Origin of the sequence: Streptomyces sp. NPDC001194, assembly GCF_042896985.1 — a bacterium.
GTDB lineage: Bacteria > Actinomycetota > Actinomycetes > Streptomycetales > Streptomycetaceae > Streptomyces.
This window is the reverse complement of sequence record NZ_JBIAXU010000014.1, coordinates 1-25412: the sequence shown is the minus strand read 5'-3', so window position 1 is coordinate 25412 and position 25412 is coordinate 1. Positions and strand designations below refer to the sequence as shown.

The following is a 25412-nucleotide window of genomic DNA, read 5'->3' as shown; positions in this document are numbered from 1 at the left end:
CCCGCCCTGACCGTCCGTGCCGCCCGCGCTGACGGTGCCGACCGCTCAGGTCCGGTTCGCGGAGGCGCCGAGCCAGAACCAGACCCACTTGCCGGCCCCGTACGTGGCCACGCCCCAGGACTGGCTGAGGGCGGCGATCAGCCCGAGCCCCCGCCCGGACTCTTGCTCCGCGCAGCCCGAGGGGGTCCGGTCCGCGGGGCCGAGGTGGGGGGCGTCGTCGCGCAGGGCACACAGCAGCCGGTCGGTGCCCGCTTCGACGTCGACCACCATGCGGATGTGGGTGCTCACCGTGTGCCGCACCGCATTGGAGACGGCTTCGGTCACGAGGAGGCGGGCGTCGTCCGCGACCGCGCCGCCGATGGCGGCCTCGGACAGGGCCCGCCGGGCCGAACGGGCGGCCTCGGGCGTGGCGGGGAGCATGATGTCGACGCGGTGAGCAGGCACGGGTGCCTCCGATCCCGGCAGGTCCCCCCTGCGGTTGCGGTCCCTCCACGCTAGGTTCGCCGGCACCTTGGTCACACCGCCCGGACGGCCGATCCCGGCCTCCCGCGGCTCGTCCCTTCGGCCTGCCGAACGGGCCCCGCCCTATCCGGTGCCCGGGAGCCGGACCGTGACGACGAGACCTCCGCCCTGGCGGGGGTGGAGGTCCAGGGTCCCCTCGTGGGCGCGGACGACGCTGTGCACGATGGCCCGCGCGCGCACGGCGGGCCGGAGCCGGCGGGGATGCGTCGTGGTTCATGACCCCATGGGAGACGGCCGCCGGTTGCGGCGGCGTATGCGTTTTCGGATACGTCCGCGACACGGGCGGTCGGCCCGCCCCGATCCGTACGACACGGACTAGGAGAACGGCCCCTCGGTCATGAAGCGGCGCAGGTCGTGGGCGAAGCGTTCGGCCTCGCCCGGGGGCCAGGCGGAGAGGCTCGTGCTGATGTGCGCGGCCAGGCGGTCCCGGAGTTCCGCCACCGCGGCCCGGCCCTCCTCCGTGAGGACGAGCAGGTACGCCCGCCCGTCGGCGGGGTCCGGCTCGCGGCGGATGAGGCCGGCGGCCTCCAGGCGGGAGGCGCGGCGGGTGACGCCCGAGCGGTCGACCCCGACGTCGGGGGCCAGGTCGGCGGCGCTGCGGGGGCCGGTCCGGGCCAGTGTGCTGAGGACCGGGTACGTCAGCTCGTCCACCGCCTCGCCCATGCCCTCGGTGAGCCGCCGGTGCAGCTGCGTGCGCGTACCGCGCCGGAGCAGCATGCCCAGCGCGTCTGCGATCTCGTGACCCGCTTCGTTGTCCACCCCACAAGAATAGCGTGCGCCGCGCACGCTGTTGGTGTTACAGTGAAGGAGAAGCGTGCGAAGCGCACGCATTTCTTCCTCTTCGTTCCATCGCACCGTAAGGAAATCCCATGAACCGCACCGGTATCGAGGCCGCCCTCAACGACCTGATCTTCAGCCGCGACATGACCGTCGAGGAAGCCGCCGACCGCCACTTCACCCCGGAATACCGCCAGCGCACGGACGGGGAGTGGGCCGACCGCGCCGAGTTCATCGAGCACATCAAGCACGTCCGCGGCGTGGTGGCCGACGGCCACGTCGTGGTCCACGAGGAGCTGTACGACGGCGGCAAGTACGCCGACCGGCACACCGCCCACATCACGAAGAAGGACGGCTCGACCGTGCGCATGGAGGTCTACGTGTTCGCCGACATCGCCCCCGACGGCCGGTTCGCCCGCATCGAGGAGACCACCCTGATGCTCGAAGGCTCCGCCGCCGACCGCACCATCGGCAGCGCCCGCTAGACGCTCGCCGCGCAACGGTTCAGGGCGCGGACGGCGGTCTCCTGGGAGTAGGCCAGCACGCCGATCGTCATCGCGCTCATGACGAGGGCGAAGAGCACGTGGCCGAGCGTCGAGGTCACGGCCAGGCCCGCGGCGTTCAGGGCGAAGTGGCTGCCCACCCGCAGGGCGATGAGCGCGAAGGCGAGCTTGCGGGTCTCCTTGCCGCGCCACAGCGCCTTGGCGAGCTTGATCCGCCTGCGCATCATCGTCAGCGAGACGACGATGTTCACGGCCAGCAGGACCAGCAGCACGGGCCAGACCGAGGGGAAGGCCTTCAGGATGTCGAACGCGGCCGCGAGCACGCCCTCGAAGCCGAAGAACCAGAGCGGAAGCCGGTAGTCGGACGGAGCCGGGGCACCGGTGTCGACCGCCTCGGCCGGTGCGGCGTCCTCGGTCTTCTTCTTCAGGATGTTCATGCCGCCGCCCCCGTGATCGGTGTGATGATCACAGTCTGGCCGGGGTGGGGGACCGCGGGGCAGGGCCCCGGGTCACCCGTGCCGCATGACAGCTGTCATGTGCCGCCCGGACGGCGCCGCCTGACGGTGTGATGGGATACCCCGCATGGCTCTCATCGGACCAGGAAACCAGTCGCCGACAGGGCTGCCCGTACCCCCCTTCGACCCCGAACTGGCCGTCGCCCTCGCGGCCCTGGACGAGGAGTCGCGGGAGCCGGTCACCCCGGAGAACCTCGCCGCCCGGCAGGAGCGGGACGCCGCGTCCCGGCCCCGCCCGACGGCCGAGCACCTGCGCGCGGACGGCCGCTTCGAGGTGACGGAGTTCCAGGTCCCGGGACCGCCGGGCGCCCCCGCCGTCACCCTCGTCGGCGCCCGTCCGTCCGCTCTCGCGGGGCGGCCGCTGCCCCTCCTCTACTACCTGCACGGCGGCGGCATGGTCATGGGCAACGCCTGGTCCGTGCTGCCGCGGATCCTGCGCGAATGGGCCCTCCCGCTGGAACTCGCCGTCGTCTCCGTCGAGTACCGGCTCGCGCCGCGGGCGCGGTACCCCGAACCTCTGGAGGACTGCTACGCCGGTCTCGTCTGGGCCGCCGCCCACGCCGGCGAACTCGGCATCGACCCCGACCGCATCGTCATCGGCGGCAAGAGCGCCGGAGGCGGCCTCGCCGCGGCCCTCGCCCTGCTGACCCGCGACCGCGGCGGGCCCGTCCCCCTGGGGCAGCTGCTGCTCTGCCCCATGCTCGACGACCGCGGCGCCACCTTCTCCAGCCGGCAGATGACCGGCTTCGGCGTGTGGGACCTCACCTCCAGCACCACGGGCTGGCAGGCCCTGCTGGGCGACCGCCGCGGCGCCGCGGACCTGCCGCCCTACGCCGCCCCCGCCCGCGCCACGGACCTCTCCGGACTCCCGCCCGCCTTCATCGAGGTCGGATCGGCCGAGATCTACCGCGACGAGGACGTGGCGTACGCGAACGCCATCTGGCAGGCCGGCGGCCAGGCCGAACTCCACGTCTGGCCCGGCGCCTGCCACGGCTTCGACGGCCTGGCCCCGGCCGCCGCCCTCACCCGCGCCGCCCGCGAGACCCGCACCCACTGGCTCCACCGCCTCCTCACCCGCTCGGCGCCGGCCTCCTGAGCCCGTCCAGGGTGAGGTCCAGGAGGCGTTCGGCCTGCTCGCGCTGGTCGGGTGCGGCCGAGGTGAGGGCGATGCCGGCGAGGGCCGCGAACATGTCGGTCGGGCCGATGTCGGTCCGGATCGCGCCCGCCCCGGCGCACGCGTCCATCAGCTCGGTGATCGCGGTCCGGATCATGTCGTGGCTGTGGGCGTACGGGTTGCTCCCCGAAGCGGCGATGGCGCGCAGGGCGTCGGCCATGCCCCGCTTGGCCGTGGCGTAGTCCATGAAGAGGCGCGTCCACGCGCGCAGCGCCTCGTACGGCGGCTGCGCCGCCAGCAGCTCGGGGACGACGTCGCGCAGCCGCGCCACTTCGTTGCGGTAGGCCTCCTCGACGAGCGCCTCGCGGGTGGGGAAGTTGCGGTACAGGGTCGCGGTGCCCACGCCCGCTTCCCTGGCGATGCGTTCGAGGTGCGCGTCCAGTCCCTCCTCCGTGAACACCCGTACCGCCGCGGCCAGGATCTTGTCCCTGTTGCGTCGCGCGTCGGCTCTCAGTGGGCGTGCTGCGTCCGGGGTCATCGGCGACCGCCGTCCTCTCTCGTTCTCGCCGTTTGCTAAGTGGAGGCGCGCCCAGTTAGCCTGCAATAAGTGGTGGCGCCTCCACTTGACTCTAGGGCATGCCCTGGCCTGCCCGTATGCCTCCTGGAAGGACTGCCGAACAATGTCGGGAATCGCGGGAATCGCAGGAATCGAAGGCAAGGTCGTGGCGATCACGGGCGCCGGCAGCGGTATCGGCGAGGCGACCGCCCTGCTGCTCGCCGAACGCGGCGCCAAGGTCGTCCTCGGGGCGCGCCGCACGGAGCGGCTCGAGGCCCTTGCCGCCCGCATCGAAGCGGCCGGCGGCGAAGCGGCGTGGACGCGCACCGACGTCACGGTGCGCGAGGACCTGACCGGGCTCGTCGAACTGGCGCGCAGCCGGTTCGGCAGGCTCGACGTCCTCGTCGGGAACGCCGGGATCGGTCTCATCTCCCCCTTGGACGAGGTCCGCGTCGAGGACTGGGAGCGGATGATCGACGTCAACCTCAAGGGCGTGCTGTACGGGATCGCCGCCGCGCTGCCGGTCTTCCGCGAGCAGGGCACCGGCCATTTCGTCAACACGGTTTCCACGGCCGGACTGCGCATCGTCCCGCTCCAGGCGGTGTACGCCGCCACCAAGAACGCCGTGCGCACCGTGTCCGAGGGCCTGCGTCAGGAGGCCGGCGACAGCCTGCGCGTCACGGTCGTCTCGCCGGGTGTCACGCGTACGGACTTCCCGGACTCCATGTCCGAGCAGATGCGGGCGCAGGTCCGCGACCGCATGGACGCGATCGCGATCCCGCCGGACGCCATCGCGCGCGCCATCGCCTACGCCGTCGAGCAGCCGGACAACGTCGACGTGGGCGACATCGTCGTCCGCCCCACCGCGCAGGCGTAGACACCGGTGACGCGGACGCGTGACGCGGACGCGTGACCCGGACGGGTGACGTGCGGGGCCGATCGGGGCGTGCCACCCTGTTCGCAGGCCTCGGGAGATGCAGCCGCGACGAACGGAGCGCGCTGTGGGACACGCTGTGGGACATCCGGTACGTGTCACGGCGCCGCGGCGCCGGGCGGCCGCCGTCTGCGCCGCCCTGCTGCTGGTGGCCCTCGCCACGGGTGCGGGCGCCGGCGCGGCCCCGGCGCCCGCCCCGATCCCCTCCCCGACCCCGACCCCCTCGGCGCACCGGGCCGCGCTCGATCCGCGCATCGCCGAGATCATGCGCAAGCCCGAGTACCGGCACGCCCAATGGGGCCTCCTGCAGACCGAGGGCGCCGACGGACCCGTGCTGCACAGCCTCTTCCCCGGCCAGTTCTTCATCCCCGGCTCCACCGCGAAACTCCTCTCGGTCTCCGGCACCTGGCGCACCCTCGGCACCGACCACCGCTTCGTCACCCCCGTCTACGCCGTGGGGCGGCGCACCGGCGCCACGCTCACCGGCGACCTCGACCTCGTCGCCCAGGGCGACCTCACCCTCGGCGGCCGTACCCGCCCCGACGGCACCGTCGCGTACACCGACCTCGACCACACCTACGCCAACGACTTCCCCGGCGCGACCCTCACCCCCGAGAACCCCCTCGCCGGCATCGACCGGCTCGCGCGGCAGGTCCGCGACTCCGGGATCACCCGCGTCGACGGTGACGTCATCGTCGACAGCCGCCTCTTCGCCCCCGACCCGGTCCTCGACCCCACCCCGACCCCGCTGATCGTCAACGACAACCTCATCGACCTCCTCACCACGCCCGGAGACCGGGCCGGCGCCGACGCCCGGCTCGACTGGCGGCCGAAGGTCGCCCCGTACGCCGTCACCTCCACGGTCGAGACCGTCGCCGCCGGGGGGCCCACGAACATCACCGTGACCGCCACCGACGGCGGCACCCGGATCCGGCTCTCCGGCACCATCGCCGCCGACGCCGCGCCCCTGCTGCGCACCACCCCGATCACGGATCCGGCCGCGTTCGGCCGGACCGCGCTCATCGAGGCCCTCGCCCGGGCCGGCGTACGGGTCACCGCGGATCCGGCCGGACCCAACCCGGCCGCCCGGCTCCCGCGCGACTACGACGGCCGCCCGCGGGTGGCCGAGTACACCTCACCCCCGTACGAGCAGTACGCCAAGCTGATCCTCAAGGTCAGCCACAACCTGGGCGCCAACCTCGGCATCTGCCTGATGGCCGTCTCCGCCGGCGGCAAGCAGTGCGAAGACGGATTCCCGGTGCTCGCCGCCTTCCTGGACCGGGCCGGAGTGGACCGCAGGCAGGCGGAGCTCATGGACGGCCGGGGCGGCAACCCCGCCGACCGGGCCACGCCGCGGGCGCTGGTGCAGATGCTGGCGTACTGGCAGCGCACCCCGGACGCGCGGCTCTTCCGGGAAGCCCTGCCCGTCCTCGGCGTGGACGGGCTGCTCGCCGAGAACTGCCGCAGCTGCCCGGCGCGCGGGAAGGTGTTCGCGAAGACCGGCGCGGCCGTCGGCGGCGACGCCCTCAACGACCGGCTCGCCGTGGGCGCCATCACCATCGCCGGCTACCTCGACAAGGGCGGCGGCCGCTTCGACCCCTTCTACGCGGGCGTCAACGGGGCCGCCACCCCGACTGCGAACCCCGCCGACATCCTCTCCATCGCCAACGACCTCGCCCTGATCGCCGCCTACCTCCAGGAGTCACCCTGACGCGGTGCGGGGGGTGCAGCGGGTGCGGACGGGTCGGATGCGGGGCCCTCGTCGAGGAAACCGCCCGACTGGTGCTGCCACAGCTTCGCGTACGTGCCCTCGCGGGCCAGCAGTTCGTGGTGCGTGCCCTGTTCGACGATGCGGCCGCGGTCGAGGACGACGAGCCGGTCCATGTGCGCCACCGTGCTCAGCCGGTGCGCGACCACGAGGGCGGTCCGCCCCTCCATGAGCCGCCACAGCGCCTCCTGTACGAGGATCTCGCTCTCGGAGTCCAGCGCGCTCGTCGCCTCGTCCAGCAGCAGGATCGGCGCGTCGCGCAGGATCGCCCGGGCCAGCGCGACCCGCTGGCGCTGCCCGCCGGAGAGCTTGACCCCGCGCTCGCCGACCATCGTGTCGAGGCCCTCGGGCAGCGCGTCGGCGAACTCCGTGACGTGCGCCGCCTCGGCCGCGCGCCGGATCTCGGCCTCGGTGGCCCCGGGCCGGGCGAACGCGATGTTCTCCCGCAGGGTGCGGTGGAACATCGCGGGGTCCTGCGGCACGTACGCCATCAGGCCGCGCAGGTCGCGCTGGCGCAGCCTGCTGATGTCCCGGCCGCCGATCAGGATCCGGCCCGCGTCGACGTCCGTCATCCGCAGCAGCAGCCGGGTGAGGGTGGTCTTGCCGCCGCCGGAGCGGCCCACGAGCCCGATCTTCGCCCCGCTGGGCACGTCCAGGTCCAGCCCCTCGAAGAGCGGCTCCGCGCCCGCGTGGGCGAAGTCCACCTTCTCGAAGCACACCTCGCCGGCCCGGTCCGGCTCCGGCACCGGCTCCGGGGACTGCGGCTCGAGTACGGTCGCCGGCGCCAGAAGCAGCTGCGTGAACTGCGCGGCCTCCGTCATCGAGCTCTCCAGGCGGCGGTAGATCTGGTTGAACTCGAACATGATCCGGGTGGCGTTGGAGAAGTACGTGAAGGCGACCACGACCGCCTCCACACCGTGCCCGCCGCCCCCGCCCGGGCCGGCGCTCCCGGCGATCGTGACGGCGATCAGCAGGCCCAGCGCGTTGGTCACCACCGACATCGGCGCGACGACCGTGTCGATGCGCAGGTTGCCGTAGTCCCACGAGCGCAGCGTGAGCGCGCGCGAGTGCGCGACCCGGGACCGGTGCTCGGCGGCCTCGCGCTCCTCCGCGGCGAACGCGCGGACCGTGTCCATGTTCATCAGGCTGTCGGACACGTGCCCCGACACCCGGGCGATGGCCTCCTCGCGCCGGTCCACGAGGGCCTGGCGGCGCCGGACGAGCGGCAGCACGCAGGCCCCCGTCACGGCGATCATGACCAGGAGCGCCACCACGAGCAGCGGTTCGTAGCGCCACAGCACCACCGACCCGAACAGCAGCGGTACGAACCGGCCCACGACCGAGAAGGTCAGCGCGTCGACGAACTCCTCGAAGCGGGAGGCGAAGCTCAGCACCCGCTTGGTCAGCGACCCGGCGAAGTTGTCGTGGAAGAACGCGGCGTCCTTCGCGAACAGCTCCTCCATGCCGACGATGTACAGCCGCTCGATGCCGCGGGCGTCGACCCGGTTCAGGCAGTGCAGGCCGAGGCGCCAGGCCCCCTCGGAGAGCAGCAGCACGCCGGCGAAGCCCAGGACGTACGGGAGCGCGGCCCCGAGCCCGATGCCGGCGGCGGCGGCGGTGTCGTCGGCGATGCGGCCGACGAGCTTGGCGACGACCAGCGGGGCGATGTAGTTGATGCCGATGTTGCCGATGGCGGGCATCAGCATGGCGGGAGCCGTCAGCCACCGCAGCCGCGCCAGCTCCCGTCCGTAGTAGCGGAGTGCGAGGACCACCGGTCCCCTGCCTGGCGGACCCCCTCGTGATGCGGACGCTTTCATGGCCACCCTAAGTAGTCGCTCGGTTACGGAACCCGCAGTCTCCCGCGACGCCCTCCGTGCCGTCCAAGCGTTTTCCGTGTGGGTGACAACCGCCGGTCACAGCCGTCGGACTAGCCTCCCGGCGTGAAGGTCACCGGCAGGGTCAGCGGGCCGCGCAGGCCGCCGGGGCGCCAGGGGATCTCCGCCGGGGGGACCGCGAGGGCGAGCCCGGGGAGCCGGCGCAGGGCGGTGCCGATGGCGATCTGGCCCTCCAGGCGGGCCAGCGGAGCGCCCAGGCAGTAGTGGATGCCGTGCCCGAAAGCCAGGTGCGCGTTGTCCGGCCGGGTGATGTCCAGGCGGTCGGGATCCGGGAACCGCTCCGGGTCGCGGTCGGCGACGGCCGAGCCGATCAGCACGGTCGCGCCGCGCGGGACGCGTACGCCCGCGATCTCCACGTCCTCCCGCGCGAAGCGGGCGATGCCGGGGCTGACCGGGCCGTCGTAGCGCAGCAACTCCTCGATCGCGCCCGGCAGCAGCCCGGGGTCGGAGCGCAGCCGGTCCAGCTGGTCGGGGTGGGCGAGCAGCATGGCGATGCCGCCGCCGATCAGGTTGACCGTGGTGATGTAGCCGGCGGCCAGCAGCAGGAACACCATGGCGACCAGCTCGTCCTCGGACAGCCGCTGTTCCGCGTCCCGGGCCGTGATCAGGGCGCTGAGCAGGTCCTCGCCTGGCTCCGCCCGCTTGGCGCCGATGAGTTCGGCGGCGTACCCGCGCATGTGCCGCCACGCCTCGTTCACCACGGCCGGATCCGGCGGCTCCGCACCCCGCATGATCATGCGGTCGGTCCAGTGCTGGAACTCGTGCCGCTCGTCCACCGGTACGCCGAGCAGTTCGCTGATCACCGTGACCGGCAGCGGCAGCGCGAAGTCCGCGATGAGATCGGCACGGCCGTCCGCGACGACCGCGTCCAGCAGCCGGTCCGTGACCTCCTGGATCCGCGGCCGCATCTGCGCCACCCGGTGGGCGGTGAACGCCTTGGAGACCAGGCGGCGCAGCCGCGTGTGGTCGGGCGGATCGCTGCGCAGCATGTTGCCGAGCATCGACTCGCGCTCGGTGTCGGGCAGCTGCTGCAGCAGCCGGGTGTCCGCGGCGTCCCGCACGTCGCTGCTGAGGCGGGAGTCGGACAGGGCCGCGAGCCCGTCCTCGTAGCGGGTGACGAGCCAGGCCTCCAGAGCCCCCGCGATGACGACCCGGCGCACCGGTCCGTCCTCGCGCAGCCGCCGGTACAGCGGGAACGGGTCCGCGACGAAGGCCGGGTCGCCGTAGGGGAGCGGCACCGGCTCCTCGCTCATGACACCTCCCGCACCGCGGCGTCGCCGCGCAGCGACTGCGCGGGAGGCCGCTCGCGCAGCGCCCCGTAGGCGATGAAGTAGGCCGGCACCCGGTTCAGCCACCGCGAGTCGGTGACGAGCTCCGTCAGCCACTTCGCCCGCCGGGGATGGCCGAACGGGGCGCGGCCGGCCAGCAGCGGCTCGATGACCTGGGCGTGGGCCAGGCGTTGCATGCCCTGGGTCGCCACCGTCGTCGGCATGCGGCGCAGCTGTACGCGGCGTACGTCGTGCAGCCCCACGGTGCCCTCGCGGAGCGGGCCCACCAGGTGGCGGGCCGCGGCCACCGCGTCCTGCACGGCGAGGTTGATGCCGATGCCGAAGACCGGCGACATGGCGTGGGCGGCGTCGCCGATGCACAGCAGCCCCGGCCGGTGCCAGCGGCGCAGCCGGTCCAGCCGTACGTCGAGCAGTTTGACCTCGTCCCAGGAGGTGACGGCGTGCGACCGGTCGGCGAGCCACGGCACGGCGTCCGTGAACTGGGTCATGAACCGGTCCAGGCCCTCGGCACGGCGCTCGGCGTCGGTCCCCTTGGGGATGAGCCCGGCGATCTGCCAGTAGTCGCCGCGGTCGATGAGCGCGCTGAAGAAGCGCTCGCCCAGGCCTCCCACCAGCCCGCTGGGGTCGTCCTCGTGGCGCGGCAGCCGGAACCACCAGGCGTCCATCGGGCAGGGGAAGCCCTCCAGGCCGAGCTCGGGCAGCACCCGGGCGAAGGACCCGCGGCCGTCGCAGGCCACGGTCAGCGTGGCCCGGAGCTCTCCGGTGGCGCCGTCCGCGGTGCGGTACCGCACGCCCGCGACCCGGCCGCGCTCCATCAGGAAGGACGTGGCCTCCGTGTTCATGCGCAGCCGGAAGGTCGGCTCCTTGCGCGCCTCGTCGGCGAGCAGGTCGAGCAGGTCCCACTGCGGGACCATCGCGATGTAGTTGTACTTGCCGTGCAGCGCGGCGATGTTGCCGACCGTGACGAGCGAGCGGTCGGTTCCGATCGGCAGCTGCACCGAGGTCACCCGCCGCTGCGGCAGCTGGGCGAACCGGTCGGCGAGACCGATGTCGTCCAGCAGCGACAGGGTCGACGGGTGCACGGTGTCGCCGCGGAAATCGCGCAGGAAGTCACCGTGTTTCTCCAGCACGGTGACCTCCACCCCGGCCCGGGCCAGCAGCAGGCCCAGCACCATCCCGGCGGGCCCGCCTCCCACCACACAGCAGGCCGTACGCTCCACGGCAACCACGTCCCTTCGCCCGCATCGGACTACGCCCCTAGGACGTATACCGCACCCGCGGCGCCGGACGCGTCAACGGCGAAGACGCGCCGCGAAGGAGGCGGGACGGCCTAGCGGCCGGGCGTGCGGCGCAGGACCAGGGAGACGAAGCCCCAGGTCTCGCGGTAGGTGTGCAGCCATTCGGAGCGGCGGACGTTCGCCGTCTCGAGCACCTGCGAACTGTCCGGATCGCCAGGGTGGTCCAGGGCCCACGACGCGAGCGAACCCCAGTTGGACCACTCGTACGCGTCCAGCTCGGCGCGCGTGCTGACGTGCCCCTCGACGGGGGTCCACCCGTCGGCGGCGATCCGGTCCACGGTGGTCGCCAGGTCGGCGAAGTCGCCGAGCATGTCGACGGCTTCCGGAGACGGCGTGCGCTCCCAGAACCCGTCCCCGATGACGACGCGGCCGCCGGGGGCCAGGTGCTCGCGCGCCGCCGCGAGGGTGGGGAGCAGCCCTCCGAACGCGTGCGTGGACCCGACGCTGAGCACCAGGTCGAAGGGGTGCGGGGAGGCGAAGTCCTCGGCCGGTGTCCTGTGGAGGGTCAGGCGCTCTTCGACGCCGAGGTCGCGCGCCGCCTTCCCGGCGAGCGCCAGGGCCTCCTCGGAGATGTCCACGCCCTCCGCGCGTACGAGCGGCTTCGCTGCCAGCGCCCTCAGCAGCCACTCCCCGCTGCCGCACCCGAGGTCGAGGACGCGCTCGTCGCCCCGCGGGAGCCCGTGCTCCAGCAGCCGGCGTACGGACGCGTCGTCGAGCGGGGCCTTGATCGGGTGATCGGCGTGGGCGATTGCGGAAATCTGTTCACGGTTCATTGGGGGCAGCCTCTCAGCGGAACGCCGGGCGTGCACCTCGATTTCACGGCGGGGACGGCGCTCGCCACGAGGCCATCTGCTCCCGGAAGTTCGGGCAGCCGACGATGTCCGTCCTGCTGCACTGGAGGGCGTGGGTCAGCAGCTGGTGCGCGTGGTCGAGATCGACCAGGCGCTGCTCGATCTCGGCGACCTTCGTACGGATCATCGCCTGCCGGCGCGGCCGGTCCTGCTGCAGTTCGCGGATCTCGGCCAGGGTCAGGCCCGCCTGCTGGCACTTGCGCAGCAGCACGATCCGCTCCGCGGCCCCCGCCGGATAGCGCCGCTGCCCGCTCTGGCGTTCGGGCTGGGGCAGCAGCCCGTGGCGCTCCCAGTACCGGATGGCCGAAGCGGGTACCCCGGTGGCCCCGGCGAGCTGCCCGATCGTCATGCGCACGTCCGGCCGCCTCCCTCTCTCCTCGCGGGCGTTTGACTTGAACCTTAGTTCAAGTTGAAGAGTGGGCCGCGTACGGGACGGCGGCCCATCAGGGGCCGCCGGCCGCGACGTTCGCAGACGGGACAGCCATGACCACGGCAGACGCACGACGTGAGACACGCGACGAGGCCCACCGGCTCGTGGAGGCCTCCCGGCGCCTCTTCGAGGCGGGAGTGATGTCGCATTCCGGCCACGCCAACCTGAGCGTGCGGCTCGACGCCGAGCGCTTCATGCTGACCCCGGGCTTCGTCCGCGGTCTGCGGGCCGAGGACCTGGCGACGGTGAGCCTCGACGGGCAGGTCCTCGAAGGGGAACTGCGGTCCGTCAGCATGGAGATCATCGCCATGCACAGCGCCGTCTACCGCGCCCGCCCGCAGGTCGGCTCGGTCATCCACACCCACTCGCCCTCCGCGACGGCCTTCGCCGTGGCCCACCGGCCGCTGCCCTGCCGCACCGAGCCGATGCTGCGCTTCGGCCAGGCCGAGGACGTGCCGGTGGTGCCGTGGGGGCCGCGCGGTTCGGACGTGTCGGTGAGGGGGGTCGTCGACGCCCTGACGCACAGCCCCACGACCGCCGCGGTCCTGCTGGCCAACCACGGCCTCCTGGTGTTCGGCCCGGACCCGGCGGACACCGCCCACCTCGTGGTGGCCATCGAGGAGAGCGCCGAGGCGGAGCTCGCCGCGGCGGCGATCGGCGGGGCCGTGGACTTCCCCGCGGGCGCGCTGGAGACCGTACGGGCATCGATCGCGCGGGTGGCGTCGTGAGCACCCCGGACGAGACCCTCGCCCCGCGGGCCGAGGCCGTACGCGAGCGCTACCGCGCCACCCTCGGCGCCGTCCCGGCCGGCGTCGAGGCCCGCCTGGACCTGGCCCTGACCCACGGCCGCCTGCACACCGAGGAGGCGGTCTCCGAGCTCCGGCACATCGTCCTGACGGACAACGCGCTCGGCGGACGGGTGCAGCAGCTCGTCCACTTCGGGCAGCTCCTCGCCCTCGGCCGGGCCGACCCGGCGCGGATCCACGCCCGGGGAGCCCTGCACGCCGGAGCGGAGGTGGCCGACCTCATCGGCGTGGCCGAGACCTCCCTGCTCACCGCGGGAGTCCCGGCGTACGCGCTCGGCATCGAGACGGTCCTCGAGCTCGTCCACGCCCGAGAGGCCGGGCCGCTCGGGGGCCCGGCTCCCGCCGCCGGCCGGCGGTGAGAGACGGCGGACCTCGCCGGCCGCCCGTCAGGCACCGGGCGGCGGGGACTCGATGACGACCGCCGACGGGGCCAGGAGGGACCGGTCGACGGGGAGTGCGGGGCCCGCCAGGACGACCAGGTCCGCACCCAGCAGGGCCCGTTCGCGGGAGGCGGCCGTGGTCAGGGCGGTGCCCTGCGCCGCGGCCAGGGCGGCGTCCCCGGGGTGCGGCCAGCGGGCCGGCCCCGGATGGACCGTGATGTTGCACAGGCCGGGCACCTCGCGCACCAGTGCCGCGAGGTGGGCCGCCACGGCCGCACCCGTGCCCAGCACGGTGGCCGAGCTGACGCGCGGCACGAGCAGGGTCCGGGCCGCCGCCGCGCAGAGCCGTGCGGCGGCCTCGTGGGACAGGGCGGCCTCGTGCGGGAGGGCGGCCTCGTACGGGAGGGCCGGCGGGGCGGTACGGGGCATGCGGGTGCCTTCCTGCGAGCGGGGCCGCCTGCCCCGGTGCCCGCAGCGTGCCGCCGCCCGCTACCCGCCCGCTATCCGCGGGCCGTTGCCGGGTCCCGCGTGCGCCCGGGCCGGTCTACCGCGGGGCGGGCCAGGCCACGTCGGTCTCGACCGGCCGGCCGTAGGCCACGCCCTCGACGCCCCAGCCGTAGAGCTCCCGGACCTGGCCCATGAACCAGTCCGCACCGGCCCGGGCCGCCTCGAGCCCGCGCTCGGGATCCGCCCACAGCTCCCGGACGCGGCCTTGGACCCGGTCGTCGAGTTCCCAGCCGTCCAGCCGGATCCGCCCCGCCTCGTCGAGGAGCAGCGGGGTGCGGCCCTCCAGCTGGTCCCACAGGTCCACGGCCTGCTCGGCCGTGGACCGGAAGCCGCGCTCGCCGAGGACGGTGCGCAGGAAGGCGGTGTAGAGGGCGATGGAGGGGATGGCGCTGGACGCCTGGGTCACGGCGGCGCCGGCCACGACCGTGAAGGCCCGGCCGTCCTTCTCCTCGAGGAGGGGGGAGGCGTTGAGGTCGTGGGCGGTCCGTTCCAGGTGCTCCTTGGCGGCGCCGATGGTTCCCTGCCGGTAGACGGGCGCGGTCACCTCCGAACCGACGTAGGTGAGGGCCACGGTGGTGAACCCGTCCGCGAGGAGCCGGCGGGCGGCCAGGGCGCGCACCCACAGGGCCCAGTCGTCGCCCCCCATCACCGCGACCGTCGCCCGCGTCTCGTCCTCGGTTCCGGGTTCGATCCTGGCCCGGGTGACCTTCGGGTCGGCGCCGGAGAAGTCGAGCGCGGGTGCCTCGTAGGCGGCGCCGAGGGGCTTGATCACCGAGTGGTGGACGGCAGCGGTGGCCGGGTCGGTGCGGCGGGGCGCGGCGAGGCTGTAGACGAGGTGGTCGACGGGTCCGTAGTGCTGTTCCAGCAGGTCCGCCACGTGCGCCTTGGCGTCCGCGGAGAAGGCGTCGGCGTTCACGAAGCGGATGTCGTGACCGTCCTCGGCGGCGAGCCGGGCGGCGGTCGCGGTGCGGTACCAGCCCGCCGTCGCGGTGCGGCGCCCGGTGTCGGCGGCCTCGTAGGCGACGCCGATGCCGCGGATGCCGTGCCGGCGCAGTCCGGCCAGGAGGGTCGCGAGCCCGTATCCGGCGGAGTGTCCCAGGATGAGCGCGACCGGCTTGCGGCCGTCGGCGCGGGCCGGGATCTCCTCCCATGTCCGGCGTACGGTCTGCGCGGCCCCTTCGGGGTGGGAGTTGACGATGAGGAACCCGCGCTGCTTGGGCTCGATCTGGCGAGGGCTCACGATGCGTCCGTTCCGCTCGGGGAGGGGCGGACGAGGAGCGCGCGGGTCCGCGACCGCGTGGAGGCGGCCGGTCTCCCCGTCCGGGATGACGACGGGCTCCCGGTGCCGAACTCCTGAGCGGGACACCCGTCACCGGGGATCGTATCGACCGTTCCGTCAGCGGATCATGACTGAGTGTCATGCAGAATGGGGCCGGTCATTGTGCGGTCCGGCATTGACGCCGCCTCGCCGGCCGCCCTGACGCCCCGGCGCCGCCGGGGCGCCCCCGTCAGCCCGCCGAACCCCGTACCAGCAGCTGCTTGCCCGCCAGCTCCGAGCGCAGGCGGGCGGCCGCCGGGGCCGGGTCGGCCGCCAGCAGCGCCTCGGCCGCCGAGGCCGCCGCCAGGGCCGCCGCCGGGTCGCCGACGGCCGCGTACGCGTCGAAGAGCGCGCTGGCCGCACGGCCCTGCCACACCCGGCCGCCCTCCAGGCCGCCGAACACCTCCCGCGCCGCCGCCAGATGGGCCACGGCCGCGTCGGGCGCACCGCCCTCCAGCGCGGCCCGCCCCAGGGCGAGCGCGATCCGTCCCTCCGCCGCCCGGTCGCCGGTTCGCCGGGCCAGGGCCTGCGCCTGCAGCAGCGCCCCCTCGGCGGCCTCGCCGCGACCCGCGCGCCCGTGCACCAGGCCCAGACCCAGCAGCGTGTGCGCCTCGCCGGTGCGGTCGCGGGCCGCCCGGTCCATGCGCAGCGCCCAGTTGAAGGCCTGCGCGGCGAGCTCGCCCTCCCCGGTGTGCAGGTACAGGGCGCCCAGCCCGCGCACCGTCCGCGCCTCGGCCCGCAGCGAGCCCGTCTCCCGGCTCAGGCCCAGGGCCCGGGTCAGCAGTTCCCGCGCCTCCCCGGGCCGGTCCTGCTCCAGCCGTGCGGCGGCCTCCCCGGCCAGGGCGAGCGCCTCGCCCGCCCGGTCCCCGGCCTCCCGCAGCAGTACCGCGGCCGCGGCGTGCCCCTCGGCCGCCGCCGCGTGGTCGCCCCGTACGGCGTCGGCGCGCGCGCGGAGCCACCGTACGAGCGCCGACCCGTGCCGGTCGCCCCGTACGCGGAAGGCCTCCGCGGCCGAGGCCAGCAGCGGGCCCGCCTGCGCGGCCCGGTGCCGGAACAGGTGCAGCGCGGCCAGACTCGTACGCGCCGCGGCCGCGCCCCGCGCGTCCCCGGCCTCCTCGCAGGCGGCCAGGGCCAGTTCGGCGCACTCGCGCCAGTCCTCGGTGTGCCCGCGGGTCTCGAAGTGCCCGGCGCAGGTCACCGCCAGGTCCCAGGCGCTCTCGTGCAGGCCGCAGCCGGCCGCCCGGCGCACCGCCGCCACCAGGGCGTCGTGCTCCCGCTCCCACCACCGGCCCGGCGCGGCCAGGATCTCGTCCGCCGCGGCGGCGGGCAGCTCGTACAGCGGCGCCCTGGTTTCGCCGTGCAGGACGAGGAAGTCCCCGCCGTGCTCGCGCCGGTGGGCCTGCGCGGCCAGCGACAGCCAGGTCTCCAGCACCCGCCGCACCGCGTCCCCGGACTCCCGCGCACTCTCCGTCGCCAGCAGCTGCTCGCGGGCGAAGACGCGGATCAGGCCGTGGAAGCGGTAGCGGGCCGTGGCGCAGGAGCCCGTGCCGGTGCCCGTGCCGTCGCCGTCCCCGCCGCCGGGCACGAGGTCCAGCAGCTGGGAATGGACCAGCTCCTCCACCACGTCCTCCGCCCCGGCCGGATCCGTGCCGAGCAGCGCGGCCGCCGTCCAGCCCGGGAACTCGGCCGTGTCCAGCAGCGTCAGCAGCCGCAGCAGCCGGGCCGGCTCTGGATCCAGCGCCCGGTAGGCCAGCGTGATGTGCGAGCGCAGCTCCATCCCGCAGTACGAGAACTCGTCGAGCCGGCCCGCCTCGTCGCGGAAGCGCCGTACGAGCCGGTCCAGCGTCCAGTGCGGCCGGCACGCCAGCCGCGCCCCCACCACCCGCAGCGCCAGCGGCAGCCCGCCGCAGAACTCGGCCAGCTCCAGGGCGGCCGGGAGCTGGCCCGCGATCCGCTCGGCGCCCGCGATCCGGGTGAGCAGCTCCACCGAGTGCGCCTCGTCGAGGACGTCGAGGCGGAGCTGCCGGATGCCGGGCAGGCCGGTCAGCGGGTAGCGGCCGGTGACGACCACCGCCGAACAGGCGTCCCCCGGCAGGAGTTCGCCGACCGTGCCCTCGTCGGCCACGTCGTCCAGCACGATCAGCACCCGCCGCCCCGCCAGCAGGCTCCGGTACAGCGCCCGGCGCTCGCCGCGGCCCTCGGGCACCGCGTGCGCGGGCACGCCGAGCGCGCGCAGGAAGCCGGCCAGCACCCCGGCCGACGCGTCGCCGCCGTCGCCGTCGCCGAGACCCTCCATGGCGGCGTACAGGCGGCCGTCGGGGAACCGCTCGCGCAGCCGGTGCGCCACGTGCACGGCCAGGCTCGACTTGCCGACACCGTCCTTGCCGCAGATCCCGGCGATGCGCACGGGCTCCCCCGTACGTCCGGAAGCCCCGTCCGGGCCGGCGAGGAACTCCGTGAGCTCGGCCAGGTACTCCCCGCGGCCCGTGAAGTCGGGCAGGTCGGACGGCAGTTGTTCGGGCCGTACGGGGCCCGCGGGCGAAGCCGGTGCGGGCTGCGCGACGGCCGGGCCCCCCGACGGGCCGACCGGTGCCGCACCGGCCGCGTCGAGGGAGGGGTCCCGGTTCAGGACGGCCGCCTCCAGGTCCTGCAGGGCGCGGCCCGGCTCGATGCCCAGCTCCGCGTCGAACACGGAGCGCAGCCTGCGGTACACCTCCAGGGCCTCCGCCTGCCGGCCCGAGCGGTACAGCGCGAGCATCAGGCTCGCGTGCAGCCCCTCGCGCAGCGGTTCGGCGGCCGCCAGCGCGAACAGCTCGCCCGTCATCTCGGCGTGCCGGCCCAGCGCCAGGTCGAGGCGGGCCAGTTCCTCCAGGGCGGTCAGCCGCTGCTCGTCGAGCAGGGTCGCCCCCCGGCGCACCGGATCGCTGTCCAGGCCCAGCAGGGCCGGGCCCCGCCACAGGGCGAGTGCCTCGCGCAGGTGCCGGGCCGCGCCGGCCCGGTCGCCGGCCGCGGCGTACGAGCGGGCCCGCCCGAGCAGCAGGGTGAAGCGGTGCGCGTCCAGGTCCTCCTGCGCGAGGTGCAGCCGGTAGCCGGCCGCGGTCGTCTCGATCGCGTCGGGACGCCCGGCCCGGGCGCACACCTTGCGCAGCGCGGAGACCGCCGACTGGACCTGGGTCCGCGCCGTCTCCGGCGGGGACTCGCCCCAGATGGCGTCGACGAGCAGCTCCTGCGGGGCGACCTGGTTCGCGTGCAGGGCCAGCACCGCGAGGACGATCTGCTGGCGGGGTCCGCCGAGGGGGCGCGGTACGCCGTCCTGTGTGAGCTCCAGCGGACCCAGAAGGCCGATGTTCATCTGCGAATCCCCCATTCCCGGCGGCCCGTTGGTCCATGGGCGGCCGCGGGCAGGCTATGGGCCGCCGGGCGGCCCCTGCCAGGGACCGCCGTGCGGGGTTCGCGATGCGTGGGATCGGCCGTGCCGATGGCAGGCGGCGACCGGCCGCGGCGGGGTGCGGCGGGGTGCTGCGACGGCCGCGGCGAGGTGCTGCGGCGGACGCGGCCGGGTACGGCGGCGGAGGCGGCGACCGGTGCGGACGCGGGCCCTGACCGGGTCCGATCGGGTTTCCTGATGGGCCGGTTCGGCACCCTCCATCGGCCGTCCGTTGTGGCGGCGAGCCCCGCTGAACCAGTCTGACCGGGCATTCGTCAACGCAATCAGCCGCAATCCCCGGAGGTTGGACCGTGTTCCAGGACGACGACGAGGGCCGGTACGACGTCGTGATCAACGACGAGGAGCAGTACTCCGTCTGGCCGCAGCTCCGCGAGATCCCCGCGGGCTGGCGCGCCACCGGGTTCAGCGGGACGAAGGACGCCTGCGCCGCCCACGTGGACGAGGTGTGGACGGACATGCGGCCGCTCAGCCTGCGTCAGGCCATGGCGCAGGACGCCGGGGCCGCCGCCGGAGCGGGGCCTCGGTGACCACAGGCTCGATACGCCCGCTGATCGGCCGTGGGGAGGAGCTCGCGGCCGTCCGCCGGCGGTTCGCCGCCCTCGGCGACGGCCCGGCCCTCGTCGGCATCGCGGGGGACCCGGGCCTGGGCACGACGCGGCTCCTCACCGAGATCGCCGCGTGGGCCGCCCGTGCCGGCGCCCACGTCCGCACCACGCACCCGGAGGCCCTCCCACAGGCCCTCTCGGCCCTCCCCGCCCCGACCACCGCGCCCGTCGTCCTCATCGTCGACGACGTCCACCGGTGCGACGAGGCGGCGCGGGAGGCGCTGACCGGGCTGCTCGAGACCCCGCGCGACGGGGTCCTGCTCGTCCTCGGCCACCGGCCCCGGCAGTGCCCGCCCGCCCTGCTCGCCGCGCTGACCGCGCCCCGCCCCGGCCTGCACGCCGAACACCTCGACCTGGCCCCGCTGGACCGGGCCGGCGCCGAGGAGTTCGCCGGGGCCGCCCTGTGCGCCCGCCACCGGGCCACCCTCCACCAGGACAGCGGCGGCAACCCCCGCCTGCTCGCCCTGCTCGCCGCCTCCTGCGAGGGCCCCGGCACCTGCCCCGGGGACGCCCCCGGAACGCACCCCTTCGCCGCCCGCGCCGCCGCCCCGCTGCTCGCAGAGGTGGCCGCGCTCGGCCCGCACGCCCGACTGGTCGCGCACGCCGCCGCCGTGCTCGGCGAGCCCGCCGAGCCCGACGCCCTCGCCGAGGTCGCCGAACTCGACCGCGCCGCCGTCCTCGCCGCCGTCGACGAACTCCTCGCCGCGGACGTGCTGCGCACCTCGGCCGTCCCCGGCCACGTCGAGTTCCGCCACCCCCTGCTGGCCCGCCTCGTGCACACCGCCGTGCCCGGCGGCTGGCGGCTCGGCGCGCACCGCCGCGCCCGTACGCACCACCGGGCCCACGGCCGCCCCGCGGTCCGCCGCGCCCGCCACGCCGAACAGGCCTGCCGGCCCGGCGACGAGTCCGGTGCGACCGAACTCGCCGCCGCCGCCGACGAGGTGCTCGCCTCGGCACCCGCCACGGCCGGCGCCTGGTACACCGCCGCCGCCCGGCTGCTGCCCGCCGCCCCCGCGCACCGGGCCCGCCGCCGGGAGCTGCTCGCCGCCGCCGCGGCCGCCGCCGTCCGCAGCGGCCGCGGCGACCTGGCCCGCGCCGCCCTCGCCGACCGCGAACAGCTCCTCGACGTCCACGACCGCGCCGCCGGGGCCGCCGACGCCGCCGAACCGCGCGCCCTCCTCGCCGAACTGGCCGGGGACCTCCCGCAGGCCCGCGAGATCCGCCGGGCCGCGCTCGCCGAGCCGGCCGCCGCCCCCGCGGGCGCCGACCCGCACCGGGCCGCCGCCCTGTGGACCGCCCTCGCGGCCACGGCCGGCCAGGACCACCCCGCGCAGGCCGCCGCCTGGGCCGAGGAGGCCGTACGGGCCGCCGCGCACGGCTGCGACGAGGCCGTGCACGCCCACGCCCTCGCCGCCCGCGGCACCGCGCAGCTGGCCGCCGGGGAGGCCTCCGCCGCCCTGCGCGACGCCCGCGCCGCGGCCCGGATCGCCGACACACTCACCGACCGCGCCCTCGCCCTGCGCCTCGGAGCCCTGGACTGCCTGGCCCGGCTGGAGACCGAACTGGAGCAGTACGGTCCCGCCGTACGGCACTTCACCCGCGGCATCGACACCGCCCGCTCCACCGGCCAGTGGCCGGCCGCCACCGCGCTCGCCGCCGGCCTGGCCGCCCTGCTGCTGCGCCAGGGCCGCTTCCCACAGGCCGCCGCCCGTGCCGAAGAAGCCGTACGGTGCTCCGAACTGGCGGGCGGTCAGGAGCCCCGCGCGCTGGCCCTGTGCGTGCGCGCCCAGGTCGCCCTGGAGGTCCACACCCCCGAGACGGCCGTCGCGGTGGCCCGGGCCGCCTGCGCGCTGGCCGCCGCCGACGGCGCCTGGTGGCACCGCTCCCGGCTGGTGCTGGCCGCCGCCGAACTCGCCGCCGGGGACGCCCTCGGCAGCCTGGAGACCCTTGCCGGAGCCGCACTGGCCGATCCGTCGACCGCCCCGCTGCCCGCCGCCGAGCGGCTCGCGCTCGCCGAGACCCTGTGCGGGGCCCGGCTCGCGGTGGGCCGCGGTGACGCGGCCCGGACCGCCGCCGGCCAGGCCCGCGAACTCGCCGCGCGGACCGGCCTCGCGGGGCTCCGCGTCCAGGCGCTGCTGCTGGCCGCAGCCGTCGCCGAGAGCCCGGCCGAGGCGCTGGCCCCGGCCGAGGAGGCCCTCTCCGCGGCCGCCGCCTGCGGGCACGCCGCCGACGAGGGCTGGGCCCGCGTGGCCCTCGCCCGGGCCCGGACGCGGCTCGGCCAGCCGGAGCAGGCCGACCGCCACCTGACGGCCGCCGCGTACACGGCCACCGCCTGCTCCGCGGCCCGGCTCGGCCGGGAGGTCGCCGCCGCCACCGCCGAGGCGGCGGTGTCCGCGGCCCCCGCCGAGGAGGCGTACATGCTCAGCCAGCGCGAGTACGAGATCTCCCAACTGGTCAGCCAGGGCTGCACCAACCGGCAGATCGCCCGGACCCTGGGGGTCAGCCACAAGACGGTCGAGACCCATCTCGGGCGCATCTTCGCCAAGCTGGAGGTCTCCTCACGGGCGGAGATCGCCAACATGATCGGCCGGAACACGGTGGTCGCCCGGCCCCGGGCCCGCGCCAAGTCCCTCGCCGGGGCATCCTGAGGGCGGCCGGCGACCGTCCGGCCGTCCGATCCACCCCAACTGCCACGGAGAAACACGATGTACCCGAGCATCCGCACGATCACCTTCGACTGCACCGGAGACCCCTACGACCTCGGCCTGTTCTGGAGCGGCCTGCTGGGCCGCCCGTTGGCCGACGACGACAAGCCGGGCGACCCCGAGGCGGTCATCGAGGACCCGGAGGGCGGTCCCACCCTGCTGTTCGTACGGGTCCCCGAGGGCAAGGCGGCGAAGAACCGCATCCACCTCGACCTCAAGCCGAACGGCCGCACCCGCGCGGACGAGGTGGCCCGCGTACAGGCACTCGGCGCCCGCCTGGTCGCCGACCGGACCCGCCCCGACGGCCGCGGCTGGGTCGTCCTCGCCGACCCCGAGGGCAACGAGTTCTGCGTGGAGCGCGGGGAACTCGGGTGACGGCGCACACCACTTCGGCCGCCGGCCCGGACACCGCGCGCTGGCTCAAGCGCCTCACCGTCCCCGGAGCCCCGGCCCCGCGGCCCGCCCGCGCCCGCGTCGTCTGCCTGCCGCACGCCGGCGGCGGCGCGAGCGCCTACCAGGGCTGGGCCCGCCACCTGCCGGCCGCGGTCGAACTGCTCGCCGTGCAGTACCCCGGCCGACAGGACCGGCTGGCCGAGCCCTGCAGCGAGACCATGGAGGAGAGCGCCGGCGCGGCCGCCGCGGCCCTCGCCGCACTGCCCGTACTGCCCACCGTCGTCTTCGGCCACAGCATGGGCGCCCTCGTCGCGTACGAGACCACGGTCCGGCTCGGCCGGCTCGCCCCGCACGCCGCCCCCGTGCACCTGTTCGTCTCGGGTACCGCCGCCCCGCACCGAGACCGCGAGGAGCTGCCCGCCCTGGACGACGCCTCGCTCGTCGCGTACACCCGCCGGCAGGGCGGCGCCGAGCCCGAGGTGTACGAGATACCCGAGCTGCGGGAGCTTCTCCTGCCCTCGCTGCGCGCGGACTTCCGGCTGCTGACCGACTACCTGCCGGTCAAGGAGCCCGCATGCACGAGTGTCCCGGTCACCGCCTTCGGCGGCGACCGGGACACGGGCTGCCCGCCCGGTGCGCTGGCGAGCTGGGGGGAACTGACCACGGCGCAGTTCACCAGCAGGGTGTTCACCGGAGGCCACTTCTACCTGCAGGGGCAGGAGGAGCAGCTGACGGCCCTGGTGACGGCGGCCCTCGGCGACGGCGACGGCGACGACGGCGTGGCCGGCGGGGTCAGCAGGCCGGCTCCGTAGCCATGCACGCCGTGAGCGTGGTCCCGTCGTCCGGGTCGATCAGCAGGAACGATCCGGTACGGCGGGAGCGCGCGTACGCGTCGAGCGCGATCGGCTCGGCCGTGCGGACCACGACCTGCCCGATGTCGTTGGCCCGCAGCTCCTCGACGGCCGTGCGGCGCGCCGGGTCGTCCAGCGCGAGCCGGGACGGGATCGCCTTCACGACAGCCTTGACCGTACGGGTGGTGTGCTTGACCAGCACCCGGTCGCCGACCCGCAGCGGCCGGTCCGCGACGTGGCAGACGGTGGCCGCGAGATCGCGGGTCACCGGCGGGGCGCCGTCGGCCGGGGCGATCATGTCCCCGCGGGAGACGTCGATGTCGTCCGCCAGCCGCACCGTCACCGACTGCGGGGCCCACGCCGCCTCGGCGGGGCCGCCGAGCGTGTCGATGGCCTCGATGGTGGTGGTCAGCCGGGACGGCAGCACGGTCACCGGGGCCCCGACGCGCAGTACGCCGGAGGCGATCTGGCCCGCGTAGCCGCGGTAGTCCGGGTGTTCGGCGGACTGCGGACGGATCACGTACTGCACCGGGAGCCGGGCCGGTGCGGCCTGCGGGTCGTGGTCCACGGCAACCGTCTCCAGGTGCTCCAGGATGGTGGGGCCGCCGTACCAGTCCATGTGCGGGGAGGGCTCGACCACGTTGTCCCCGGCCAGCGCGGAGACCGGGACGGCGGTCACCTCCCGGACGCCGAGCCCGCGGGCGTAGTCGGCGAACTCCGCGGCGATGGCGGCGAAGACGGACTCGTCGTAGCCGACCAGGTCCATCTTGTTCACCGCGAGCACCAGGTGCGGGACCCGCAGCAGGGCCGCGACCGCCGTGTGCCGCCGGGTCTGCTCGACCACCCCGTTGCGGGCGTCGACGAGCACGACGGCGAGCTCCGCCGTCGACGCCCCGGTGACCATGTTGCGGGTGTACTGCACGTGGCCGGGGGTGTCGGCGAGGATGAACCGGCGCCGGGCGGTGGCGAAGTAGCGGTAGGCGACGTCGATGGTGATGCCCTGCTCGCGCTCGGCCCGCAGGCCGTCGGTGAGCAGCGCGAGGTCCGGGGCGTCCTGGCCGCGGCTCGCGGAGACCCGCTCGACGGCCTCCAGCTGGTCGGCGAGGATCGACTTGGAGTCGTAGAGCAGCCGTCCGACCAGGGTGGACTTGCCGTCGTCCACGGAGCCCGCGGTCGCGAAGCGCAGCAGCGAGGTGGCGGCGATGGTGCCGCCGGGGGCGGTGTTCGTGGTGGGGGTCATGGCTAGAAGTACCCTTCGCGCTTGCGGTCTTCCATCGCGGCCTCGGACATCTTGTCGTCGGCGCGGGTCGCGCCCCGCTCGGTGAGCCGGGAGGCGGCGATCTCGGTGATGACCTGGTCGATGGTGGCGGCGTCGGAGTCGACGGCGCCCGTGCAGGACATGTCGCCCACGGTGCGGTAGCGGACGAGGCGCGTCTGTGTGCTCTCGCCGTTCTTGGGGCCGCCCCATTCGCCGGCGGTGAGCCACATGCCGCTCCGCTGGAAGACCTCGCGTTCGTGGGCGAAGTAGATCTCCGGGAGTTCGATGTTCTCGCGGGCGATGTACTGCCAGACGTCGAGTTCGGTCCAGTTGGAGAGGGGGAAGACGCGGACGTGTTCGCCGGGGGCGTGGCGGCCGTTGTAGAGCTGCCAGAGTTCGGGGCGCTGGCGGCGGGGGTCCCACTGGGAGAATTCGTCGCGCAGGGAGAAGACGCGTTCCTTGGCGCGGGCCTTCTCCTCGTCGCGGCGGCCGCCGCCGAAGACGGCGTCGAACCCGAGCCGCTGGATCGCTTCGGTGAGGGGGACGGTCTGGAGGGGGTTGCGGACTCCGTCGGGGCGTTCGCGCAGTGTGCCGGCGTCGATGTACTCCTGGACGGAGGCGACGTGCAGGCGCAGGTTGTGCCGGGCCACGGCGCGGTCGCGGTAGTCGAGGACCTCGGGGAAGTTGTG

General features: G+C 75.1%; 24 protein-coding genes. 10 read left to right on the top strand and 14 right to left on the bottom strand.

Annotated elements, in window-relative coordinates; translation table 11 throughout:
- Positions 1-45: 45 nt before the first annotated feature.
- Positions 46-444 carry an ATP-binding protein gene (locus tag ACFY1T_RS24885; protein WP_390790121.1) on the bottom strand — a complete coding sequence of 133 codons (399 nt, stop codon included), beginning with the start codon at positions 442-444 and terminating at the stop codon, positions 46-48.
- A 393-nt stretch (positions 445-837) separates the two neighbouring features.
- Positions 838-1281 carry a MarR family winged helix-turn-helix transcriptional regulator gene (locus ACFY1T_RS24880; protein ID WP_390790120.1) on the bottom strand — a complete coding sequence of 148 codons (444 nt, stop codon included), beginning with the start codon at positions 1279-1281 and terminating at the stop codon, positions 838-840.
- A 110-nt stretch (positions 1282-1391) separates the two neighbouring features.
- On the opposite strand from ACFY1T_RS24880, the gene ACFY1T_RS24875 reads away from it, so the two are divergent.
- A complete protein-coding gene (locus ACFY1T_RS24875; RefSeq protein ID WP_030869867.1) occupies positions 1392-1784 on the top strand; it encodes a nuclear transport factor 2 family protein in 393 nt (130 codons plus the stop codon).
- Here ACFY1T_RS24875 and ACFY1T_RS24870 read toward each other — a convergent pair.
- A complete protein-coding gene (locus ACFY1T_RS24870; protein ID WP_390790119.1) occupies positions 1781-2239 on the bottom strand; it encodes a hypothetical protein in 459 nt (152 codons plus the stop codon). The two genes, ACFY1T_RS24875 and ACFY1T_RS24870, sit on opposite strands and share 4 nt — an antisense overlap.
- A gap of 145 nt (positions 2240-2384) precedes the next feature.
- On the opposite strand from ACFY1T_RS24870, the gene ACFY1T_RS24865 reads away from it, so the two are divergent.
- On the top strand, positions 2385-3413 hold the full coding sequence (locus ACFY1T_RS24865) for an alpha/beta hydrolase (protein WP_390790118.1): 1029 nt from the start codon (positions 2385-2387) through the stop codon (positions 3411-3413).
- Here the strand turns inward: ACFY1T_RS24865 and ACFY1T_RS24860 are convergent.
- A complete protein-coding gene (locus tag ACFY1T_RS24860; RefSeq protein ID WP_390790117.1) occupies positions 3388-3969 on the bottom strand; it encodes a TetR/AcrR family transcriptional regulator in 582 nt (193 codons plus the stop codon). The genes ACFY1T_RS24865 and ACFY1T_RS24860 overlap by 26 nt on opposite strands.
- A gap of 160 nt (positions 3970-4129) precedes the next feature.
- Between ACFY1T_RS24860 and ACFY1T_RS24855 the strand changes: the two genes are divergently transcribed.
- Positions 4130-4864 (top strand): SDR family oxidoreductase, encoded by a 735-nt coding sequence (locus tag ACFY1T_RS24855; protein WP_390790232.1) that lies wholly within the window; start codon positions 4130-4132, stop codon positions 4862-4864.
- 124 nt (positions 4865-4988) lie between these two features.
- Positions 4989-6632: a D-alanyl-D-alanine carboxypeptidase/D-alanyl-D-alanine-endopeptidase gene (dacB, locus tag ACFY1T_RS24850; protein ID WP_390790116.1), complete on the top strand. Its 1644-nt coding sequence runs from the start codon at positions 4989-4991 to the stop codon at positions 6630-6632.
- Here the strand turns inward: dacB and ACFY1T_RS24845 are convergent.
- The 5 genes from ACFY1T_RS24845 to ACFY1T_RS24825 form a co-directional block, all read right to left on the bottom strand.
- Entirely contained in the window at positions 6611-8506 is a 1896-nt protein-coding gene (locus ACFY1T_RS24845; RefSeq protein WP_390790115.1) for an ABC transporter ATP-binding protein, read from the bottom strand. The genes dacB and ACFY1T_RS24845 overlap by 22 nt on opposite strands.
- A gap of 110 nt (positions 8507-8616) precedes the next feature.
- A complete protein-coding gene (locus tag ACFY1T_RS24840; protein ID WP_390790114.1) occupies positions 8617-9837 on the bottom strand; it encodes a cytochrome P450 in 1221 nt (406 codons plus the stop codon).
- A complete protein-coding gene (locus tag ACFY1T_RS24835; RefSeq protein WP_390790113.1) occupies positions 9834-11093 on the bottom strand; it encodes an FAD-dependent oxidoreductase in 1260 nt (419 codons plus the stop codon). The genes ACFY1T_RS24840 and ACFY1T_RS24835 overlap by 4 nt, the downstream gene beginning before the upstream one ends.
- A 110-nt stretch (positions 11094-11203) precedes the next feature.
- On the bottom strand, positions 11204-11944 hold the full coding sequence (locus ACFY1T_RS24830; protein ID WP_390790112.1) for an SAM-dependent methyltransferase: 741 nt from the start codon (positions 11942-11944) through the stop codon (positions 11204-11206).
- Between the two features lie 43 nt (positions 11945-11987).
- Positions 11988-12371, bottom strand: coding sequence for a MerR family transcriptional regulator (locus tag ACFY1T_RS24825; protein ID WP_390790231.1), 384 nt, complete (start codon positions 12369-12371; stop codon positions 11988-11990).
- Between the two features lie 134 nt (positions 12372-12505).
- Here ACFY1T_RS24825 and ACFY1T_RS24820 point away from each other — a divergent pair, with 134 nt between their 5' ends.
- Positions 12506-13180: a class II aldolase/adducin family protein gene (locus ACFY1T_RS24820; RefSeq protein WP_390790111.1), complete on the top strand. Its 675-nt coding sequence runs from the start codon at positions 12506-12508 to the stop codon at positions 13178-13180.
- On the top strand, positions 13177-13617 hold the full coding sequence (locus tag ACFY1T_RS24815; RefSeq protein ID WP_390790110.1) for a carboxymuconolactone decarboxylase family protein: 441 nt from the start codon (positions 13177-13179) through the stop codon (positions 13615-13617). The genes ACFY1T_RS24820 and ACFY1T_RS24815 overlap by 4 nt, the downstream gene beginning before the upstream one ends.
- Positions 13618-13644: 27 nt before the next feature.
- Here the strand turns inward: ACFY1T_RS24815 and ACFY1T_RS24810 are convergent, their stop codons facing one another.
- The 3 genes from ACFY1T_RS24810 to ACFY1T_RS24800 form a co-directional block, all read right to left on the bottom strand.
- Positions 13645-14067, bottom strand: coding sequence for a hypothetical protein (locus ACFY1T_RS24810; protein ID WP_390790109.1), 423 nt, complete (start codon positions 14065-14067; stop codon positions 13645-13647).
- A 115-nt stretch (positions 14068-14182) separates the two neighbouring features.
- Positions 14183-15385 (bottom strand): enoyl-[acyl-carrier-protein] reductase FabV, encoded by a 1203-nt coding sequence (locus tag ACFY1T_RS24805; RefSeq protein WP_390790108.1) that lies wholly within the window; start codon positions 15383-15385, stop codon positions 14183-14185.
- A 268-nt stretch (positions 15386-15653) separates the two neighbouring features.
- The gene (locus ACFY1T_RS24800) at positions 15654-18815 is read right to left on the bottom strand and encodes a BTAD domain-containing putative transcriptional regulator (RefSeq protein ID WP_390790107.1); all 3162 of its coding nucleotides are present in this window, start codon (positions 18813-18815) and stop codon (positions 15654-15656) included.
- A gap of 386 nt (positions 18816-19201) precedes the next feature.
- Between ACFY1T_RS24800 and ACFY1T_RS24795 the strand changes: the two genes are divergently transcribed.
- Genes ACFY1T_RS24795 through ACFY1T_RS24780 form a run of 4 tightly spaced genes read left to right on the top strand, consistent with a single transcriptional unit; the run spans position 19202 to position 23426 of the window.
- Positions 19202-19438, top strand: coding sequence for an MbtH family NRPS accessory protein (locus ACFY1T_RS24795; RefSeq protein WP_030869819.1), 237 nt, complete (start codon positions 19202-19204; stop codon positions 19436-19438).
- The gene (locus tag ACFY1T_RS24790; protein ID WP_390790106.1) at positions 19435-22164 is read left to right on the top strand and encodes a LuxR C-terminal-related transcriptional regulator; all 2730 of its coding nucleotides are present in this window, start codon (positions 19435-19437) and stop codon (positions 22162-22164) included. Before ACFY1T_RS24795 ends, ACFY1T_RS24790 begins: the two co-directional genes overlap by 4 nt.
- A 57-nt stretch (positions 22165-22221) precedes the next feature.
- Positions 22222-22596: a VOC family protein gene (locus ACFY1T_RS24785; protein ID WP_390790105.1), complete on the top strand. Its 375-nt coding sequence runs from the start codon at positions 22222-22224 to the stop codon at positions 22594-22596.
- A complete protein-coding gene (locus ACFY1T_RS24780; protein WP_390790104.1) occupies positions 22593-23426 on the top strand; it encodes a thioesterase II family protein in 834 nt (277 codons plus the stop codon). Before ACFY1T_RS24785 ends, ACFY1T_RS24780 begins: the two co-directional genes overlap by 4 nt.
- On the opposite strand, the gene ACFY1T_RS24775 is transcribed toward ACFY1T_RS24780, so the two are convergent.
- Both ACFY1T_RS24775 and cysD read right to left on the bottom strand, forming a co-directional pair.
- Positions 23407-24705 (bottom strand): sulfate adenylyltransferase subunit 1, encoded by a 1299-nt coding sequence (locus tag ACFY1T_RS24775; protein ID WP_390790103.1) that lies wholly within the window; start codon positions 24703-24705, stop codon positions 23407-23409. The two genes, ACFY1T_RS24780 and ACFY1T_RS24775, sit on opposite strands and share 20 nt — an antisense overlap.
- A gap of 2 nt (positions 24706-24707) precedes the next feature.
- Positions 24708-25412 (bottom strand): sulfate adenylyltransferase subunit CysD (gene cysD, locus ACFY1T_RS24770; RefSeq protein WP_390790102.1); only part of this gene is annotated, 705 nt, incomplete at its 5' end.